Below are 19,453 nucleotides of genomic sequence, written 5' to 3'. Positions count from 1 at the left end.
ATGCCAACAAGATATATAGGTGACGGATATTGGGAAATAATAAGTCGTCAAATGAGTATTGTAACTAGAAGCCAACAGGAAAAATTTAAAGAAGCTAAAATAGCAGTTATTGGCTGTGGCGGAATAGGCGGTCAGACTATTGAAATGTTAGCTAGAATGGGTGTCGGTCAGCTTAATTTAGTTGATGAAGATGAATTTGACCTGTCTAACTTAAACAGACAGACATTAGCCAGTCTTAAAGAAGTAGGCATTTCCAAAAGCAAAGTAGCTAAAGAAAAAGTCAGATTAATTAATCCCTATGTTAAAGTTAACTGCTTCAATGAAACTGTAACTGAAGAAAATGTTGATAAAATAATCGGTGAGTGTGACATTGTTATTGATGCACTGGATAATGTCAAAACAAGAGTCATTGTTTCCAGATCCGCCAAAAATAAAGGAATTTCATTTGTTCACGGAGCTATTCACGGAACTTTAGGTCAGATTACAGTATTTTCACCAGACAAAGACACAAACTATGAAACAATGTTTAATCTTCCGTCAAAAGGTAAGGATTTAACTGAAGATGTGCTTGATGATTTATCCAATGTTACATCAGGTGTGCCTCCAGTTATTGGGCCTACTCCAAATCTAATTGGATGTCTTGAAGCTATGGAAGCCTTTAAAATAATGACGGGAGTTGGAAAAGTTACCAAAGCTCCAGAAATGCTAACATTTGATTTGCTGGATTTAAGCTCATTTGGCATAAATGAAATTTAAACAATCCCTCTTTTTCCTATTTTTTATTTATTGAAAATTGAACAAACAGCCATTAATTTTTAAAATAACTACTAAATTAACCATTAAAAAATAAAAATCACTGTAATTATATACTAAAAAATACAGACAATCATTATAAATACATTTATTCAAAACATTTATATAAGATGAGAAGGAAATGTATTGCCAAGGGAGGAAGGTAATTTCCGACTAACCTTTTGAAACTAATATCCATAAATTTATGGAGTATGATTTAATGACTGAAAAAGTTAACGAAGAATTAATGGAAAGCGTAATTAAACAAATGAAAGAGGATAATATTAAATTTATCCGTTTACAATTTGTTGATATAAATGGAACTGCTAAAAATATCGTGATTCCATTTAAAGAAGAAGAAATGGAAGACTTATTTGTTGAAGGTATGTTATTTGACGGATCTTCAATTGCAGGATTCGTAGGAATTAATGAAAGTGACCTTGTTCTTAAACCTGATATAAATACTTACTCAAGATTATCCTGGAGACCTGAAGAATCTGCAGTATGTAGATTTATCTGTGATGTCTGGACTCCTGACGGAACACCATTTGCTGGAGATCCAAGAGGTATCTTGAAAAAATCCTTAGCTAAAATTGGAAAAATGGGATTACAATATAACATTGGTCCAGAACCAGAATTCTTTATTGTAGATATTGATGATGAAGGTTATCCAATGCCTTACGATGAAGCAGGATACTTTGATGTTGAACCTTTAGACAAAGGACCTGATTTCAGAAGAGAATTAACCTTAAACTTAGAAGAATTAGATTTCGAAGTAGAAGCTTCTCACCACGAAGTAGGACCTGGTCAAAACGAAATTGCATTTAAATTTAAAGATGCTTTAAAAACTGCAGATGCTGTAATTACATTCAAACAAGCTATTAAAGCTATTGTAGACAACATGGCTACCTTTGACCAAATGGATTACAGAGTAACCTTTATGCCAAAACCATTCTTTGGTGTAAACGGTAGTGGTATGCACTGTCACCAATCCGTATTTAAAGGAGACAGGAACTTATTCTCTGACCCAAACAGTGAAACCGGATTATCCAAAGATGCACTTCACTTTATGGGAGGATTACTTGCTCACGCTCCAGCATTGACTGCAATTACCAACCCGATTGTAAACTCATACAAACGTTTAGTACCAGGTTATGAAGCTCCAGTATACAGAGCATACGGTCTTAAAAACAGATCTGCATTAATCAGAGTACCAGCAGCTCGTGGTAAAGCAACACGTATTGAATACAGAGCACCGGACCCAGCATGTAACCCATATTTAGCATTTGCAGTAATGTTAGAAGCAGGTATTGACGGTATTCAAAATAAAATTGATCCTGGAGAACCTACTGAAATCAACATCTACTCATTAACTGAAGAAGAAAGGGAAGCTATGGGAATTAAAGTTTTACCATCCAGTTTATGGGAAGCTTACCATGCACTTGAAGAAGACCCATTAATATTATCTGCTTTAGGAGACCATATCAGTGAAAAATTCTTAGAGCTCAAATATCAAGAATGGGACGAATATCGTGTACAAGTATTCGGATACGAACAAAACAAATATTTAGATATTTAAATCTAAATATACTTTTTTTATTTTTTTTAAATATAATGATTCTTAAGTAAAATTAGGCATGATTATATTTAAGAAAAGGGAGCTTTTTATGTCAGAATCAGAACACAAAATAATTGAAATTTTAAGAATATTGAATGAACAAAATAAACCTACTGGTTCTAAATTAATAGCACAGGAACTAAAAAATAAGGGCTTTAACTTAGGTGAACGTGCTGTTCGTTACCATATGCAAATTCTTGATGAAAAAGGATATACTGAAAGAATGGGATATTCCGGCAGACAAATTACAGAATTAGGTAGAAAAAAACTTGAAAAAGGTTTAATCTATGATCAGGTTGATTTCATTTATTCAAAATTTGAAGAAATGATTTATTTAACTAACTTCAACTACATAAACCAGACAGGAAATGTCGTAGTAAACACTTCAACCATTTATGATGAAGAAGCATTTAATATAATCAAAGATGTTTTCAAAAGTGGTCTTTGTGTTAGTCCTTACATAAATTTAAAAGCAGATACCAATAAAGAAGAAATTCAGATAAAAACAATTTGCGGAACTACAATTGATGGAATCCTATTGAATGAAGGAATACCTACAATTCCATTATATGGAGGATTAGTTAAAATCAAAGATTACATTCCAACAAAATTTACAGAACTGATTTCCTATAAAAAAACATCTGTAACTCCTCTTGATGCATTTGTAGCTCCGGGAATGACTTCTGTATTGGATGTAATAAACACTGGAAACGGAACAATACCTGCTAATTTTCGCCTTATCCCAAGTGTAGGGCGGGAACGCACCATAAACATAATAAACAAATTAGAAAAATTTGGAATTGGAGGAGTAATGGCTGTTTCTGAAGAAGGAAAAAACACACTGGGAATTCCGGTACCTGAAGGAATGGTTGGAATAGCTATTAGTGGAGGAGTAACTCCATTTTGCGCAGCTCAGGAACTTGGATATGATATTGACATAAAAATAGCTGAAGAAATTGAAGAATTTGAAACATTGTCCCCAATAGCTGATGTTAAAAAAATATTAAAACATGCTGATAACAAGGTTCATGCTAAAACTCCCTTTTTACTTTCAAAATCATGGAATCTGATTCAGAAAGTTAATTTCAATGTAGAAACCAGAAAAGGAAACATCATAGTAAATGTTTCATATATTAAAAAAGACAATCTGGAAGAAGCACTAGACATTATGAAAGAAACCTATGAATCAAATCCTAAATACATTAATCCTTACTACCAGCTTGTAGAACATCCTACAGATTATAATAAAGTAGGAATAGCTACTATATGCAGTTTAAGTATTGATGGACTTTTAATAAGCAATGGAATAATGAGCAATCCGAAATATGGCGGATTACTGGAATTAAACGAATCTCCGTTATTTATTGACCTGATTTCATATAACGGATCTTCTGTTGATCCCCACAAAATATTCATAGCTAAAAACATGACTTCAATAACAAGAAATATAGGATCCAATAAAATATTAGCCAGTTTAAAAGAAATCCCCTACATTTCAAGAGACTATGCAGTACATTTATTAAACATCTTAAAGAATATTGGATTCTCAATTTATAAAATAGGCAAACCAAGAGAATTAACCTATAATGCTAAAGTAGATAATTATAATTTTGGTGTTGTTGCAGGCAGCGGTCTTAACCTGATTGGTGCTCTTAAAGAAAAGGACATAGATGTTGAAGTTAAAGCTATTGCAAAATTAATGAAATTTGAAAAAATGGATAGGCTGTAGCTATTTTAAACTACAGTAACTTCCACTTCATCTCCTTCAACAGGATGATGAATAAATTCAATTAAATCGTCTTTAATTTCATAAACATCAATTTCAATAGTTGGATTAATTGAATCTCCATCTAATGAAAGCAGCATTTTAAAACCTGGTTTTCCAAAATATTCAGAAAAGTCCATGTTTAAAACCTCACCACTTCCAAAAATTCTATTATAGGAAATTTCTAAATTATCATGGATTTTCACATTGTTTTTTAAATATTCAACAGCATCGTCTGGAGATAAACTTAATTGTTTCATGGAAAACACCTCATTTTATATTATTAAATATTAGTTATATCTCTTATAATATAAAACTTTGTTTGTAATGTATAAAACAAAATAATTTTTCAAAAAAGGACAGCTGTATAAAAAATAAAAAGTATAAAAAAAGAGATAGAAAATCTATTCGTAAACTTCTACGATTGTTATTTTACCATCTTTAATATGACGCAATTCCAAAAGATCATCTTTAATCTCATTAAAATCAACATCAACAGCCTGATTTAAAATTTCACCATTTAATTGTAAACTAACTCTAAGACCTTCACCAGTTTCTTCATCTTCTGAAATTATATTTAACACTTCACCTGGAGCAAAAATACGATTGTATGATATTTCTAAAATATCCCTTATTTGAACATTGTTTCTTACATATTCGATAGCTTCATCAGCAGACATCTTAATTTCTTTAACCATATTATCACACATAAAACCATACAATAATTATAAATCAGTTTACAAGGTTTAAAATTATTACTATTAATAATAATTTATAATAAAACAATATTTAAACATATTGATTAAATCAAATAATTATTGATTAAATCCTTTTTTAAAAAAAAGAAAAAAGAGGAATTATAAATTCCTGTATTCCCTAATTGAAGTATATTCGTCGTCAAGCTCGTTATAATGAGCTAATTTTTCCCTGTTAGCTTCAGCATCTAAGTATAAAGCACCTTTACCATTGAGACCAATGTCCCCTTTGTATTGGATGTATTTTCCTTCAAATACTTCACCGTCAATTTCAGGGTCGTCGACAACACCTTCAAGAACGAATCCTTCAAGTAATCTTCCAAGGAATCCGTGAATGACAATGTTACCGTTTTTCATTTGACCTCCAGGCCAACGGTTTACATCACCATCAATTTCAATAATACCTTTAGTCATGTGAATACCAGCTAAAATATCACAGTTACCTAAAACGTGAATTCTTCCACCAGTTAAACATTCACCACATTGTTTACCAGCATTACCTTTAACAACGATTTTACCGCCAGTCATACCTCTCCATTCACCAATGTAAGAAGCTCCGGTAAATTCTTTAGTGTCGCCGTCGATTTCAAGGTATCCTCCAGACATTTCTCTTCCTGCATGAGCTGCAGCATTACCATGAACATAGATGGATCCGCCACTCATTTCTGCACCTACATGAAGGTCAACATTACCATTACAGATAATTTCTCCTCCACTCATATTACAACCAATGTATTTGACCCTGTTTAAGTCACCGTTAAGGATCATTTTAACATCATTAGGTCCTTCTGCATCACCTTCTACAGTAATATCAAAGAAATCAGTAATTGGGAATCTTGAGTTTCCAATAGGTACTTCATATTTTGCAAAATCTTCTTCGCTCCATCCGTAAATTTCATCAGGAATTAATTCATCAAATTCTAAAGCGATTGAAGAAGTTTTTAATTGATCAAATGTTATTGTTTTCAAATTAAACACCCTTTTTATCTTTTAACATCTACCCTTATAGGATTTGATACATAATGATCATGTACTGGATAGTTTTCCCATTTTACGGAGTAATATTGAGTAAAGAACGGCATGATTTTATTAATAACATTTTGTTCTTCATGCTCATATCCTTGTACATTAACCCATATGTTTTGACTTTCTTTAACTTTTACAATTTCTTTATCTTTTACTAAGATTTGACCATCTTTAATTGTGTAATCAGCAAGAGAGAAACCTTTTTCAATTTCTGCATATTGTCTGGATGGATCAATTTCATTAGGATTTATGTCATATACAGCAATATCTGCTTTGTATCCCGGAGTAAGAGCACCTCTGTCTCTGAAACCGTAGATTTTTGCAGGTGCTGCCCTTGTAATAATTGCAATATCATTGAAGTCGTATTCCCTGTCAAGAGTTGGAAGAGTAGTTCTTTTTTGTACCCATTTGTGAACTTCACCGTTTTCAATCATTTCCATTCTTCTTTGGTTACTCATTAACCAGGAGATAATTCTTGGATATCTTATGAATGGACCTGCGTTAGGGTGGTCAGTAGTTAAACATACTTGCCATGGGTTTTTAAGATGTAAGAACAATTCTAAACCAATAGCCCATTGAAGTGCTCCAACCGGACTTCTACCAGAGTAGATACATGGAATAATACCTGCTGCAGTTTCACATTCAATATCTTTGTTAGCCCATTTTAATCCGGATAATTTGAACAAGTCATATTCCATTGGTGCATCTGCTGTCATGGTGGTTGTTTCATCTAAAGTTACTTGTCCGATATCACATGTTACATGGTCATGACCGTTTATGTATTTAGCAACTTCTTCTGCACCGGAACTTGCATCTCTCCAGTTGGTTCCATCGTATGAATGGAATTGAAGGTGACAGATATGTACAACTTGATCCCTAATATCTGCTTTAGGACTTTTCTTAATATTTTTAAGAGAATCTAATGTTTCAAGAGTAGTTGGTACGTTACCAGGGTGTCCTAAATCATTTGGGTGAATGTGAATAGAGTGAGGAAGACCTAATTTTTCGTTAGCTTTTGCTAAAGAAGTTACAACTTCTCTAGAAGTTACATCAAAGTAAGGTGCTTTATCATTGTATCCGTGTACGTTCATACCCCAACCCCATGCTTCACTACCACATGGGTTTACGATTTTAACACCATAACCTTTGGAGACTTTTAACCATGCAGATACAAATGCAGATAAGTCTTCAATATTGTTTTCTCTTGCATATTCCATTACAAACCAGTTGTTACCAAATAATGCTAAAGCTGGAATGTCTATGTTTGGAATAGTTGCAATTTCTTCGTGAGTGTGTTTTGCTTCAAGAGGAGGCATAGCTGCTTCTACAACAGTACCATAACCTAATCTGGAGTATCTGTAACCAGTTGATGGACAACTTGGAATGGAAAAACCAGATTCCGCCCTTGTAACTTTTGTTTTTTGAGTAACTCCCCTTCTTGAATCTTCAGGTCTGTATAATCTACCTACAACTAATTTTGGACCTGCAACGTGAGCGTGAGGATCTACCCCAGCAGGCATAACGATTTTATTAGTAACATCTATGACTTTTGCATCAGCTGAGACTTCTTCAACAATGATATCATCTTTAACCATGATATCTTTTTTCTCACCATTTATTCCATTAGCTGGGTCATAAACAATACCATTTTTAAGTATAAATTCCATCATATCACCTTATAATGCGTTTGGATTAGGCACATATTTTGGAGCTACGTTTGGCTCCTCTCTGAGTTTCATGACTCTTTCTTTAAGTTCTCTGATAATCCATTCGTCGTCACGACATGTTTCAGGTTTATCAATTGCTTTTTTCATGTAAATAGGAACTCCGTCCATACGATAACTGGTACCAGCACATTCTACTGCAATAAATGAACCAGGTAATACTACATCAGCAAGTTCAGTAGATGGTCCCCAGTGAATATCCACTTGAATAACAGGAATGTTAGCTAAATGTTGGTTAGCACCATTAGGGAAGTGAGCACCAGGGTCTGCTGCAATAACCATGAAACAGTCAGGCTCTTCCCTTGTTAATAAATCGATAGTGTTGGTTTCTCCTAACATGTATCTGGTATAACCTCTAGCAAAGTCAACACCAAATGCAAATCCGGTTTCGAAAGCCATGAAAATGTTGAAACCATTTACGTTAAAGTGACCCCTCATTGGAGTAAGACCCCATTTACTGTATTTGTTTAAGTCTTGAATCATTTTAATAGCTATATCAATGTTTCTTTGTTTGGATAATGTGTGAGTTAATCCTAAACCGAAGAATAAAACACCAAATTCAGCATTTTTCATTTCTTCCACTAATTCATAGATATCTTCTTTAGGAATTCCGGAAATAGTATCTTGATATATTTCTTTTCCTCTTAATACTGCTCTGATAGCATTATAAAAACCATAATCTCCATTTTGTTCGAATCCTATCCATTTATCAGAAATTTTTGCAGTATCAGAGAATTTTGGATCCATAGTTACGACAGTTCTGTCGAATCTACCTCTTTGTCTGAAGTATCCTCTACAGAAAATAGCATAACGAGCTGCATGTCTTGGGTGAGAGTTCATTGCGTTACTTCCAGAGTAAACAACCACATCTGCCCTATTTTGAACTTCCCCTAAAGTTTGAATAGGGTAACCTGCATTTTGCACAGCTTGTAAACTTGGACCGTGACAGATAGTAGCTTGGTTATCTAAAACTGCTCCTATGTATTCACCTAATTCCAATCCTTCTTTCATACATTCTGTGGAAGTTTCAGACCAACCGTAGAATACTGGCCTGATAGAGTTAGCAATATATCCTGCAGCTTTATCTAAAGCAGTATCCCAATCTACTTCCATAAGTTCTCCGTCTTCATCCCTAATCATAGGAACTAATAATCTTTGGTCCATATCTTCCATAACTTTACTTGCACCTAATCTGCAAGCATGCCTTACAGCAACAACATGGTTATCTTTAACTAAGTAATCTAAATCATCACAGTTACATCCACAAAATGCACAAGTACAGTTTTCTACGATGTAATCATAATCAGTTACAGGTGGCTCATATGTCATGATCAATCAACTCCTCCCATTTACGGCCTTTATATACTGGCCTTTCTCCTAATGATTCCATGTGTTCAACAACATCATCGTCGTCGGAATCAACATATTTTTTGTAAACCCATCTCATTAAATCAGCCATGAGTAATACTTCTCTGTCTGTTTTTTCAACAGTACAGTGAATACCTTTGTAAGTTGGGTCAGAACAGCAGTAAGTATCAGGACTTACAACAGTATTTGCCCAAGGACCTTTACAAATGAAAACAGTTCCTTCGTGAGGTGCATCTCTGGATACTGCAGCATTTACTACAACTTCTCCCCAGTCAGTTTTAACAAGGACAGTATCCCAGTTTTTTACACCTAATTTACCCATATCTCTTGGGTCCATATAACAAGTTCCAGAAGCATTTTTATATTCTTCTTTTAATGTAGAACCTCTTTTTTTACAAGCTCCTTGATAAATGTCAGAACCAGTATTTAACATACATTTAAGTACTTTGGTCTTTCCATCACCAACAATTTCTACATCAGGAACAACAGGTTTTGATAAATAAGTATTAGCATAATGCATAATTCTTCCTCCTATTCAATCCATATAGCATTTACAGGGCAGAACATTTGACAAGTTCCGCATAATTCACATTTATCTGGTGAGAAAATTTTAATGAATCCATTTTCGACCATAGTAACTACTTCATCAGTTTTTGCACCGTTACCACCTGCATTTTCAGGACTGATAGATGCGTTAACAGGACATGCAATTACACAAATTCCACATCCTAAACAATTATCTTGATTAACTTTAAGTTCCATTAAATCACCTAATTTTTAATTGCATCGAATGCATCGAGCCATGTTACAGATTTTATAGGAGTGTGGTCTATTTCAGTTCTTGTAACAGTTATAGCTCCATTTGGACATGCTTTAGCACAAGCTTTACAGCGGATACAATATTGATCATGTTTGGTAATGTGGTCTAATCTTTGACCTGGTGCAGTAGAAACAGGGAATGCTAAAGCATTACATGGACAGGTATCTACACAAGCACCACATGTTTGACATGCTTCTTGATCAATGTCTAAAGTACCTTTGAATGGTTTGTTGGTTTCAATAGCGTCAGTTGGACATACTCCTTCACACCATCCACAGTATACACAAAGTTCATCATCAATAACTGAACTACCAGTAGTAACTTCATTTTCAGCTTTGAAATCATATTCACCATAGGAACATGCTCTACATACTGCAGAAATAGCATCAACAGGACATGATCTTTTACATACAAGACAGTATACACATTTGTCTTTGTCAATTACAATAGATTCTTGACCGGTAGTGTTATCTACTACAATTGCTTCTGCAGGACATAATTCCTGACAAACTCCACAGTAAACACAATCATCATCACTTACACTAATTTCACCAGATACAAGGTTTTGACGTTCTGGTAATTTTCTCATGACAGTAATTGCATCCTGAGGACATGCAGTTTCACATCTTTTACAGTAAATACATTTATCATCATCGATTTTAGAATAAGAGTTGTAATGAGGATATGCTTCAATTTCACTAATTGGAACATCATCAATAGTTAAAACTAATGCATCTATTGGACATAATCCACTACACATACCACATAAAACACATTTGTTTTCATCAATGCTGATTTTTTGAACATCAAATTCAGCATGGAAATTTTGTGCTATTTTTTCATGACCACTGAAGTAAATATCATTGGAACGTCTGTGACGAGCATCGACAGCAATTGGATTTAAAGTAATTGCTTCAACAGGACAAGTAGATTCACAAACTCCACATCCAAGACAAATCTGGTCATTAAAAGACAACTTTCTTACTTCTTCAGCTGCCCTTGTAATAGCAAAGTTATTGTCTATAGCTTCTTTTTTATTTTTAATCATTATTAAATCTCCAAAATTTTAATAGAATTCGTTGGGCACTCATCTTTACATAGCTGACAACCGCAACATTGTATGGAGTCTACATGTGCTTTTAACGATTCTAATTTAATAGCTTTCATAGAACACATGCTTACACATAAGCCACAACCGATACATGAATCTGCAACAACTGCTTCAAATTCCCTATCATTACATATAGAAACAATTTTACGGCTTTGTTCAGGTTCATTAAATATTGCATTAGTCATTCTTAAGAAATCTCTAGGAGTTAAGTCTGTGATAGTTTTAGCTACGTCTATAGAATTCCAGGATAAATTACTGCCATTTAAATAATGGGATACTGTAGACCTATCAATACCTAACTCATTAGCTATTGCTTGTTGGCTTTCACCTTGCTCCTTTAGCTTTACTGCAGCTAAATATTTCAAACCAGATGCAATATGTTTTGGCATATCAACCACCATGTGTAATGATATAAACTTTTGTTTATTATTAATATATACTTGTCTACTAGAAACAAGTCGAAAGTAATATATATAACTGTGCTAATACAACAACAAAAAAATTAGTTAAAAAGATTAAAATACTTTAATTTAAAAAAGAATCGATTAAAATAGTTATATAGCTATAAAAATTATTAAAATAATTTAATTAAACATATAATGTTTAAAATACGATTTGAAAAAAAGTAATATCGACTATTTTTCTTAAAAAAGTAATAAAAAAATAATAAAATATATTACAAAATCTATAAAAAATTAAGGAAAAACTAAAATTTGGGAAAATGTGGAGTAACTACACATCTATTATAATAACTAGATTATACATAATAATAAATAAGTGAGGTTTTACTATGAAAATTGTATCTGTAGTAGGTAGAAAAAATACTGGAAAAACTTCTTTAACTGTAAAGATTATTGAAGAACTTACCAAAAGAGGATATAATGTAGCTTCCATAAAACATTCCCACCATGAAATGGAAATGGACAGGGAACATACTGATACCTGGAGACATAAGCTAGCAGGATCAAATGTTGTTGTTGGAATCGGATCTACATCATTTTTTAATGTAAGAGATATTTTAGAATTAAACAGATTGTTGTTTTTAATTAAATTTATGGATAATGTTGATTTTGTAGTTATTGAGGGATTTAAAAGCTACAATTATCCGAAAATAGTAACATCTCTTGATGTAGTTGATGAATATACAATAGCTGAAGTAGATTCCTTTTCAATAACTTCTGAAGGTGTATCTGAGTTAGTAGACACTGTTGAAGAAAAAGGTCATGACATTGTAGATACTCTCTTTTTAGATGAATGCGGATTTAATGATGGAGATGCAATAGCTAAAGAAATCATAAAAGGGAATATAAAAACCGAAGACCTGGATAAAGTTGACACATTTATGTCAATTGACAACAAAGTTATTGGTTTAAATGAATTTGTTAGCGATTTTATTAAAAAAACAGTCCTTGGAATAATAAAAACCTTGCATATCGAGGAATATGGGGTAAAGGATATTAATAAAGTCGAACTAATAATAAACAATGAAGATAACATTGACTTGAACCCAAAAGTGGAAGCTAATGTTCTAATAAACAATAAGGAAATTAGCTTAAATCATCATACCAATAACTTCGTTGCAAACTCAGTATTTGGAATGATCAGTTCACTTAACACTGATGAAGATGCAAGAATTGCACAGGTCGATATTTCTGAAATAAATCAGGAAAATCTTGAAGAAAGTGAAGCCAGCCTTACAGTAAACAATAAAGAAGTTAATATTAATGCATTTGTAAAAGGCATCCTAAAAGAAACAATATATGGTATGATTAAATCACTGAAACTTGGAGAAATAAACATCAGTGAAATCGAAACTATTAATATAACTGTTAAAAAATGATTTTATGAGTACAGAAGCTATCAAAGACAAATATGAACGGCCAATACTTTCATTAAGAATTACAATAACAAACAAATGTAATGAAAACTGTTTATACTGCCATCATGACGGGATGAACGATTCTCACGATGAAATGAATGCAGATGAAATCTACAGAATCTGTAAAATAGCTAAAAATATTGGTGTCAGAAAAATAAGGCTTTCAGGTGGAGAACCTTTAATAAGAAAAGATATAGTCGAAATTGTAAGTAAAATAGCCAGTCTTGATTTTGAGGACATATCTATTACTTCAAATGGAACACTGCTTGGAAAGTATGCTAAGGATTTAAAAGATGCAGGATTAAATAGAGTAAATATCAGTTTAGACACATTAAATCCCAAAACCTATAAAAAAGTCACTGCTAAAAACTTACTTGAATCTGCTAAAAATGGAATTCTGAAAGCTGTTGAAGTCGGTCTTTATCCAGTTAAAATCAATATGGTTTTAATGAAAGGAATAAATGAAAATGAAATAGATGAAATGTTTGAATTTTGTAAAAAACATGGAATTATACTTCAGCTTATTGAACTGATGGACAGTGAAAACTGTGATGATGAAAAATTCAGCCGGGAATATCATTATAATTTAGATCCCGTTAATGAAAAACTGCTTTCCATATGTGATGAAGTCAAAACACGTGAATTTATGCAAAACCGTAAAAAATACTTCATAGACGGCGGAGAAATTGAAGTAGTAAAACCAATTGAAAACAGTGACTTTTGTGCAAACTGTACCAGATTAAGAATAACTCCAGACGGAAAAATAAAACCCTGCCTGCTTAGAAATGATAATCTGGTAGAATTAATATCACATATACGAAATAATGAAACAGATTCTGAATTAAAAGAAGTTTTCATTAAAGGCATTAATAAAAGAGAACCTTATAACAGTTAAAAACTATTTTTAACAGAAGACTATTGTCTTCAAATTTATTTTTTAAAAAAAAAGAGGTAAATAGAGTAAAAACTCTATTTTTTCCAGTTATTTTTTGGTTTGTGTTCAGTAAGTGGAATTGGTTCCCCGTTGTCAAATCCAGGGATGTATCCATATACGTCACGGATTTTGTTGTTTACTGTACTCCATACTTTAGCTACAGGTATTTCACAAGGACAAACTTCAGTACATTGACCACAGTTAGTACATGAATCTACCATATGCACCATACGGGTTAAATGGAAGAATGGTGCTGCAGGAGTGTATCCACCAGGTACCCATTCAGGACCTTCAGCTTCAAGACAGCAGTCTTCACAGAAACATAATGGACATGCTTCACGACAACCATAACATTTCATACATTTAGAAAACTCATCTTCATATTCTTTGAATACTTCGATAATATCTCCGGAAGTACCTGCATAATCTTCTTCTTTTTTCTTTGCAGATGCTGAAAGCATGAAATTATTAATTTTGTCCCTTATTGCAATTCCTTTTTCAATTGGTTCTTCAACTGTAATTAATTCAGCTTCAACCACTTGATTAAGAACATCTGCACCTTTATCTGAGAATACTTCAACGAAAGTAGCTTTTCCTGCTAAAGGACCAATTACTCCCCAGTTACCTAATGCTAAGTCTGCATTACTTGGTATTTTTAAATCACATCTTTGACAGTTTTCTCTTCTACCCATACCGTCTTCTTCTAAATCTTCAATACCGAATCCTTTTTCCCCTTCTGCAGTTTCCATAATGAGTTTACCTTTTGCGATTTCTTCTTTAATTACATCACTAGGGTCTAACTCATAAACATCTCTAATCATTTGCATAGTTGGTACAGGAGGTAATGTTCCACCACAGTTTACTCCAATCATTATGACGTTGTCTTCAATGATTTTGCCCTTTTTCATTAATTCTCTTATAGACATTGCGTCACAAGGTTTACATGTAACTGCTATTTTCATATCTCTGCAACCGTCTAGGTATTTGTATATGAAACTAGCTAAGTTTACAGTACCACAGTGAATTGAACCTGCAGTTTTAATAACTTCTTCCGGATCAGTTATAAGACATGGAATCGCATCATATAAGTCAAATCCTTCTTTTACAGCTACAATACCATCAACAACATTATTTTCTAAAAGATGTTTCATGATAGTTGTAACTACTCCTCCGTATTCACCTTTTTCTTTAATACCTTCATTGTTAGAGTATGCATAATACATGTCGCTATTTTTTACAGCCATTTAAATCTACTCCTCAATTTTTTCTACTTTAATAGCACAAGCTTTTAACTCTACCATTTTACATTTTGGATCGAAAGAATCAGAGTTGGTTAACATGTTAGCTGCACATTCAGTAAAGTGCATAGGTATGTTTACAATACCTTTCTTAATGTCATCAGTTACTCTTGCAGGAATTTCAATTTCTCCTCTTCTGGAGCTAGCTTTAACTATCTCATTATTGATAATTCCTAATTCTTTAGCATCTTCTGTGTTGATTTCTATAAATCCTGTTTTAACTTCGTTGTCTAAAGTTTTACATCTTCTAGTCATAGCTGCGTGATAGTGGAATAAAACCCTAGTAGTAGTTAATAACAATGGATACTCTTCATCAGGAACTTCTACAGGACCTCTGTGTTCTAATGCTTGGAAAATACCTAATCCGTCAGGATGTGCAAATTTATCTTTGTGCATTAATGGTTGACATGGGTCGTCAACAGATGGGCATGGCCAGTGAAGAGCTTCAGGAGTGTCTAATCTTTCACGGTTCATACCAGCGAAGATTGGAGCACATTCTCTGATTTCTTCAAAGATTTCTTCAGCAGATTCGTAATGGAATTTTTCTCTTGGAACTCCCATTCTAACTGCAATTTCCTCCATAATTTTCCAATCTAACATTGCACCTTCAGGTGGTTCTTGAGCTTTGTGTAAACATTGTACTCTTCTTTCACCATTGGTAAATGTTCCTTCCTGTTCACCCCAACCTGCTGCAGGTAAAACAACATCAGCACATTGTGCAGTATCAGTCATGAATAATTCCTGAACAATTAACATATCTAAATTAGCTAATGCTTCTTTAGTATGTTTAATATCTGCATCAGAAAGTACCGGATCTTCACCATGGATGTATAATACTTTTAAGTCACCGGAGTGAGCTGCATTCATCATTTCAACTAATGTTAAACCTGGTTTTGCAGGAAGGTTTGTTCCATAGTATTCGTTGAACCAGTCAGTAGTTTCTTGATCTGCTACTTTTCTGTAACCTACATAATCAGAAGGCAATGCACCCATATCACAAGCACCTTGTACGTTGTTTTGTCCCCTTAATGGGTTTACACCAGTACCTTGTCTTCCAATATTACCGGTTAACATAGCCAAGTTAGCAGTAGACATTACATTATCTGCACCGTGAGAGTGTTCAGTAATACCTAATGAGTAAACAATAGCTGCTTTATCAGCTTTAGCATATTCAATAGCTAATTCTTCAATGGTTTCAGGTGAAATATGAGTGATTTCAGATACAGTTTCAAGGTCGTATTTTTGTACTGTTTCTTTAAGTTCATCGAAACCTTTTGTTCTGTTTTTAATAAATTCGTCATCCTGCAAGTCATTATCAATAATAACTTTAATCATAGCATTCATTAATGCTACGTCAGTACCTGTTTTGAATTGTACATATTCATCAGCTATTTTAGCAGTTGGAGTGTATCTTGGATCTAAAACAACCAATTTAGCACCATTTTTTTGAGCTTGAATCAATTTACGGCCAAACAATGGGTGTGCTTCCATGTTGTTTGAACCAATACAGAATATGTAGTCTGCTTCTTTAATACTGTCAAATCCGTTGGTCATAGCACCTGAACCAAAGGTAGTAGCAAGCCCAGCTACAGTAGGTCCGTGACAAATACGTGCACAGTGATCAACGTTTTGAGTACCACAAGCTACCCTAGCTAATTTTTGAGTAATGTAAATGTTTTCGTTTGGTGAACGAGCACATGCATAGAATCCAACTTTATTTGGATCTTCATCAGATACTTCTTTAAGTTTATTAGCAACTAAATCTAAAGCTTCATCCCAAGAAGCTTCCCTAAATTCTCCATTCTCTTTGATTAATGGAGTTGTTAACCTATCTTCCCTATTAATAAATTCATACCCGAAGTTACCTTTTGGACATACTTTTCCTTCATTTACTGGGTGTCTTTTATATGGTTCAACACCTACAATTTTATCATCCTTTACAACGAAGTTAAGTCCACATCCAGTACCACAGTATGGACAAATTGTTGGGACATATTTTATCTCAACCATTTTATAATCTCCAAATAATTTATTTAAATAATATAAATAATAAGAAGCATGAAGCTTCTTATTTATTTTAAGTTCTACCTCTAACTTGCATCTTTAAGGTAAGTTATATAATAAATACAACCTACAAATATTGCTGCACCAATTATGTTTCCAATAGTTACTGGAATAAGATTTCCAAAGATAGTTGCCCAGTTTACACCTTCAGCACCTAAGAACATACCTAATGGAATAAAGAACATGTTTGCAACACTGTGCTCGAATCCAATGGTTACGAACGCCATAATTGGGAACCATATACCAAAGATTTTACCGATGATATCATCAGATGCTAATGCCAAGTATACAGCTAAACAAACAAGCCAGTTACAACCGATACCTCTAATGAGTGCTACATCCCATGATAATCCGACTTTTGTAACGGCAACTTTAGTAGCTCCTGCAGCAATTACCGGATCAGTAGCAATACCGCTCATATATGCTAATACATAAGCAACAAATAAAGCACCAACAAAGTTGAAAATCCAACTGATAACCCAGTTTTTACAAAGACCACCAACAGATGCTTTACCATCTAAAACACCCATAACCATGTACATTACATTACCGGTGAACAATTCAGATCCTGCAAGTACAACAAGCATCAAACCAACAGGGAACACTGCACCAAAGACAAATTTAGATAATCCGAGAGGACAACCTGCTGCAAGCATTCCTGCATTTGCAACTTCAGCTAACAATCCACCAAATGCAATATATGCACCTGCTAAGAAGGATAACAATATTACATTAAGAACATTTGCGGAACTTTTTGTTCCACCTATTGAAGACACAGTTTTTGCTGTATCTACAGGACTTTTAAAAGAACTCATCAATATCAACCTCATATTTAATTTTTCCAAAGGGGAAAAAATTTATAATACATATGAAAATCTCCCTTAAATTCTAATTCATAGTATTATGACTATAAGTATGTAAATTAATATAAAAAGGATTTGTTATCTAGCTTAAAAAGTAATCTTTAAATATATCTACCGACAAAATGTATATATAATGATAAATCATGATAAACTAATTTCACATCGTGAAAAATCTCTTTTTTTACAAAATTATACATTAAAATACTTATAAACATTACATTAAATTTTATAAAAGTTATTTATTAAAAATAATGAAAAATACATCCTTTTTAGTATTTATACAAAATATATCATAAGATTCATAAAAATATTCTAAAAAAATAAACTTCGTTATATCTAACAATTTTTGTAAAGCCTAAAATCATATGATAAACATCAAATAAATCTTTAGAAAAAATAAATTAAAAGAAAACAAAAATAAAAAATATTTATCAAACTACGACAATAAAAAACAAATATAAAAAAGAAAAATTAAAAAAAGGTGATTTTAACCCGATACTAATACTAACTTACCAGTAGTTGGATCTTCATACACTTTACCCACTTCACTGTATCCGCTATCTTCCATACCCCCGGAATCAGTGTAATTCTGTTCAAAAGTATCAGCACTGGAAACATCCTGAGTAGCAGGTGTTTGAGATATTAATTCCGGATTTGCAGACAATGCCATAATAGCAAAAATTAAAAATCCAAGTGCCAGAACCAGCATTGCATCAGACAAGTTAGATAAACCACTCATCGGATCGTCATCTAAAGATTCACTAATTCTACGTCTTTTTCTAAGCATAATACTCACTTTTTATTTAAAGTTTCCAATTCTGCTTCAGCAATAGTTTCAAGAACTATTAAATCTGATTCATACCATTGTTTTTTAAATTTAGATACTAAATAAGCAAGTGCTCCAATAACCAGACCAGTAACAGTAGTATCAAATGCAACAGTTAATGCTTCAGCTAATGTAACAATATCACCGGAACCTAATGCTGCCAAACCAGGACCTAACGGAATTAAAGTACCTAAAAGACCTAAAATAGGACCTACTCTTACAAGAACATCTGTCTTATTAGTACTTTTAATTAATTTAGTTTCTTCTGCTGAAATCAATTCACTAGCTAATGCTTTTCTGGCTTCACATCCGATATCATGATTATTAGCTATTTTAATAAGTACATTTTTTTGAAAATCGAATAAATTGCTTTCTTCTATATGTTTTTCAATTTCGCTATGAGACTGTGAAAATGAAACATTCCTTATTAAACATTCCAATTCTTCAGAGCTGATTGGTTTTCTTGAAATACGTTCATTAATAAGCCCGCCAATACATAATATAACAACAACTAAAAAGACCACAATCAAAATCATTACCGGAGTCAGTAAGCTTTCAGACACTATATGAATAAATGAAGATAATGTTTCAGTTCCTTGAATTATCATAA

19 protein-coding genes are annotated in these 19,453 nt (G+C 33.0%); 5 read left to right on the top strand and 14 right to left on the bottom strand.

The window, feature by feature from the left end:
- The 3 genes from ACMC9J_RS05575 (at nucleotide 1) to ACMC9J_RS05565 (ending at nucleotide 4,139) form a co-directional block, all read left to right on the top strand.
- Nucleotides 1-756, top strand: a complete 756-nt coding sequence (locus ACMC9J_RS05575) for a HesA/MoeB/ThiF family protein (RefSeq protein ID WP_427003021.1) — start codon at nucleotides 1-3, stop codon at nucleotides 754-756.
- A 256-nt stretch (nucleotides 757-1,012) separates the two neighbouring features.
- The gene (glnA, locus tag ACMC9J_RS05570; RefSeq protein ID WP_049780222.1) at nucleotides 1,013-2,371 is read left to right on the top strand and encodes a type I glutamate--ammonia ligase; all 1,359 of its coding nucleotides are present in this window, start codon (nucleotides 1,013-1,015) and stop codon (nucleotides 2,369-2,371) included.
- A gap of 88 nt (nucleotides 2,372-2,459) precedes the next feature.
- Nucleotides 2,460-4,139: an NrpR regulatory domain-containing protein gene (locus tag ACMC9J_RS05565; protein WP_427003020.1), complete on the top strand. Its 1,680-nt coding sequence runs from the start codon at nucleotides 2,460-2,462 to the stop codon at nucleotides 4,137-4,139.
- Between the two features lie 5 nt (nucleotides 4,140-4,144).
- On the opposite strand, the gene ACMC9J_RS05560 is transcribed toward ACMC9J_RS05565, so the two are convergent.
- The 9 genes from ACMC9J_RS05560 to ACMC9J_RS05520 form a co-directional block, all read right to left on the bottom strand.
- Entirely contained in the window at nucleotides 4,145-4,435 is a 291-nt protein-coding gene (locus ACMC9J_RS05560; protein WP_019266516.1) for a DUF2097 domain-containing protein, read from the bottom strand.
- A 144-nt stretch (nucleotides 4,436-4,579) separates the two neighbouring features.
- Complete coding sequence (locus ACMC9J_RS05555) at nucleotides 4,580-4,873, bottom strand: DUF2097 domain-containing protein (protein WP_019266517.1); 294 nt, start codon at nucleotides 4,871-4,873, stop codon at nucleotides 4,580-4,582.
- A gap of 159 nt (nucleotides 4,874-5,032) precedes the next feature.
- Complete coding sequence (locus tag ACMC9J_RS05550; RefSeq protein WP_019266518.1) at nucleotides 5,033-5,908, bottom strand: formylmethanofuran dehydrogenase subunit C; 876 nt, start codon at nucleotides 5,906-5,908, stop codon at nucleotides 5,033-5,035.
- 5 nt (nucleotides 5,909-5,913) lie between these two features.
- Nucleotides 5,914-7,626 (bottom strand): formylmethanofuran dehydrogenase subunit A, encoded by a 1,713-nt coding sequence (locus tag ACMC9J_RS05545; protein WP_019266519.1) that lies wholly within the window; start codon nucleotides 7,624-7,626, stop codon nucleotides 5,914-5,916.
- Between the two features lie 6 nt (nucleotides 7,627-7,632).
- Nucleotides 7,633-9,009 (bottom strand): formylmethanofuran dehydrogenase subunit B, encoded by a 1,377-nt coding sequence (locus ACMC9J_RS05540; RefSeq protein WP_019266520.1) that lies wholly within the window; start codon nucleotides 9,007-9,009, stop codon nucleotides 7,633-7,635.
- The gene (locus ACMC9J_RS05535) at nucleotides 8,999-9,568 is read right to left on the bottom strand and encodes a molybdopterin dinucleotide binding domain-containing protein (RefSeq protein WP_019268082.1); all 570 of its coding nucleotides are present in this window, start codon (nucleotides 9,566-9,568) and stop codon (nucleotides 8,999-9,001) included. Before ACMC9J_RS05535 ends, ACMC9J_RS05540 begins: the two co-directional genes overlap by 11 nt.
- Nucleotides 9,569-9,579: 11 nt before the next feature.
- Nucleotides 9,580-9,810, bottom strand: a complete 231-nt coding sequence (locus tag ACMC9J_RS05530) for a 4Fe-4S binding protein (protein WP_019266521.1) — start codon at nucleotides 9,808-9,810, stop codon at nucleotides 9,580-9,582.
- A gap of 8 nt (nucleotides 9,811-9,818) precedes the next feature.
- Nucleotides 9,819-10,916, bottom strand: a complete 1,098-nt coding sequence (fwdF, locus tag ACMC9J_RS05525; protein ID WP_427003019.1) for a tungsten-dependent formylmethanofuran dehydrogenase subunit FwdF — start codon at nucleotides 10,914-10,916, stop codon at nucleotides 9,819-9,821.
- Nucleotides 10,917-10,918: 2 nt separating this feature from the next.
- Nucleotides 10,919-11,380, bottom strand: coding sequence for an indolepyruvate ferredoxin oxidoreductase subunit alpha (locus ACMC9J_RS05520; RefSeq protein ID WP_019266523.1), 462 nt, complete (start codon nucleotides 11,378-11,380; stop codon nucleotides 10,919-10,921).
- A 389-nt stretch (nucleotides 11,381-11,769) separates the two neighbouring features.
- Here ACMC9J_RS05520 and mobB point away from each other — a divergent pair, with 389 nt between their 5' ends.
- Together mobB and moaA are read left to right on the top strand one after the other, a co-directional pair.
- Nucleotides 11,770-12,819 carry a molybdopterin-guanine dinucleotide biosynthesis protein B gene (mobB, locus tag ACMC9J_RS05515; RefSeq protein ID WP_019268081.1) on the top strand — a complete coding sequence of 350 codons (1,050 nt, stop codon included), beginning with the start codon at nucleotides 11,770-11,772 and terminating at the stop codon, nucleotides 12,817-12,819.
- Between the two features lie 4 nt (nucleotides 12,820-12,823).
- Nucleotides 12,824-13,753: a GTP 3',8-cyclase MoaA gene (moaA, locus tag ACMC9J_RS05510; RefSeq protein ID WP_427003018.1), complete on the top strand. Its 930-nt coding sequence runs from the start codon at nucleotides 12,824-12,826 to the stop codon at nucleotides 13,751-13,753.
- 74 nt (nucleotides 13,754-13,827) lie between these two features.
- Here moaA and ACMC9J_RS05505 read toward each other — a convergent pair whose 3' ends face one another.
- The 5 genes from ACMC9J_RS05505 to ACMC9J_RS05485 form a co-directional block, all read right to left on the bottom strand.
- A complete protein-coding gene (locus ACMC9J_RS05505; protein ID WP_019266526.1) occupies nucleotides 13,828-15,036 on the bottom strand; it encodes a Coenzyme F420 hydrogenase/dehydrogenase, beta subunit C-terminal domain in 1,209 nt (402 codons plus the stop codon).
- Between the two features lie 6 nt (nucleotides 15,037-15,042).
- A complete protein-coding gene (fdhF, locus tag ACMC9J_RS05500; RefSeq protein WP_019266527.1) occupies nucleotides 15,043-17,100 on the bottom strand; it encodes a formate dehydrogenase subunit alpha in 2,058 nt (685 codons plus the stop codon).
- Nucleotides 17,101-17,180: 80 nt separating this feature from the next.
- Nucleotides 17,181-17,969, bottom strand: coding sequence for a formate/nitrite transporter family protein (locus tag ACMC9J_RS05495; RefSeq protein WP_301178397.1), 789 nt, complete (start codon nucleotides 17,967-17,969; stop codon nucleotides 17,181-17,183).
- Nucleotides 17,970-18,504: 535 nt separating this feature from the next.
- Nucleotides 18,505-18,804 carry a DUF2149 domain-containing protein gene (locus ACMC9J_RS05490; RefSeq protein WP_019264620.1) on the bottom strand — a complete coding sequence of 100 codons (300 nt, stop codon included), beginning with the start codon at nucleotides 18,802-18,804 and terminating at the stop codon, nucleotides 18,505-18,507.
- Nucleotides 18,805-18,809: 5 nt separating this feature from the next.
- Nucleotides 18,810-19,451: a MotA/TolQ/ExbB proton channel family protein gene (locus tag ACMC9J_RS05485; RefSeq protein WP_019264621.1), complete on the bottom strand. Its 642-nt coding sequence runs from the start codon at nucleotides 19,449-19,451 to the stop codon at nucleotides 18,810-18,812.
- Nucleotides 19,452-19,453: the final 2 nt, after the last annotated feature.

The sequence above is a fragment of the Methanobrevibacter intestini genome (assembly GCF_047402955.1).
GTDB lineage: Archaea > Methanobacteriota > Methanobacteria > Methanobacteriales > Methanobacteriaceae > Methanocatella > Methanocatella intestini.
This window is presented reverse-complemented; position numbering and strand designations above follow the sequence as displayed.

Excerpts from the sequence above, each read along its gene's own strand:
- ACMC9J_RS05575 (WP_427003021.1), top strand. The coding sequence starts at position 1 with ATGCCAACAAGATATATAGGTGACGGATATTGGGAAATAATAAGTCGT.
- glnA (WP_049780222.1), top strand. The coding sequence starts at position 1,013 with ATGACTGAAAAAGTTAACGAAGAATTAATGGAAAGCGTAATTAAACAA.
- ACMC9J_RS05565 (WP_427003020.1), top strand. The coding sequence starts at position 2,460 with ATGTCAGAATCAGAACACAAAATAATTGAAATTTTAAGAATATTGAAT.
- ACMC9J_RS05560 (WP_019266516.1), bottom strand. The coding sequence starts at position 4,435 with ATGAAACAATTAAGTTTATCTCCAGACGATGCTGTTGAATATTTAAAA.
- ACMC9J_RS05555 (WP_019266517.1), bottom strand. The coding sequence starts at position 4,873 with ATGGTTAAAGAAATTAAGATGTCTGCTGATGAAGCTATCGAATATGTA.
- ACMC9J_RS05545 (WP_019266519.1), bottom strand. The coding sequence starts at position 7,626 with ATGATGGAATTTATACTTAAAAATGGTATTGTTTATGACCCAGCTAAT.
- ACMC9J_RS05540 (WP_019266520.1), bottom strand. The coding sequence starts at position 9,009 with ATGACATATGAGCCACCTGTAACTGATTATGATTACATCGTAGAAAAC.
- ACMC9J_RS05535 (WP_019268082.1), bottom strand. The coding sequence starts at position 9,568 with ATGCATTATGCTAATACTTATTTATCAAAACCTGTTGTTCCTGATGTA.
- ACMC9J_RS05530 (WP_019266521.1), bottom strand. The coding sequence starts at position 9,810 with ATGGAACTTAAAGTTAATCAAGATAATTGTTTAGGATGTGGAATTTGT.
- fwdF (WP_427003019.1), bottom strand. The coding sequence starts at position 10,916 with ATGATTAAAAATAAAAAAGAAGCTATAGACAATAACTTTGCTATTACA.
- ACMC9J_RS05520 (WP_019266523.1), bottom strand. The coding sequence starts at position 11,380 with ATGGTGGTTGATATGCCAAAACATATTGCATCTGGTTTGAAATATTTA.
- mobB (WP_019268081.1), top strand. The coding sequence starts at position 11,770 with ATGAAAATTGTATCTGTAGTAGGTAGAAAAAATACTGGAAAAACTTCT.
- moaA (WP_427003018.1), top strand. The coding sequence starts at position 12,824 with ATGAGTACAGAAGCTATCAAAGACAAATATGAACGGCCAATACTTTCA.
- ACMC9J_RS05505 (WP_019266526.1), bottom strand. The coding sequence starts at position 15,036 with ATGGCTGTAAAAAATAGCGACATGTATTATGCATACTCTAACAATGAA.
- fdhF (WP_019266527.1), bottom strand. The coding sequence starts at position 17,100 with ATGGTTGAGATAAAATATGTCCCAACAATTTGTCCATACTGTGGTACT.
- ACMC9J_RS05495 (WP_301178397.1), bottom strand. The coding sequence starts at position 17,969 with ATGAGTTCTTTTAAAAGTCCTGTAGATACAGCAAAAACTGTGTCTTCA.
- ACMC9J_RS05490 (WP_019264620.1), bottom strand. The coding sequence starts at position 18,804 with ATGCTTAGAAAAAGACGTAGAATTAGTGAATCTTTAGATGACGATCCG.
- ACMC9J_RS05485 (WP_019264621.1), bottom strand. The coding sequence starts at position 19,451 with ATGATAATTCAAGGAACTGAAACATTATCTTCATTTATTCATATAGTG.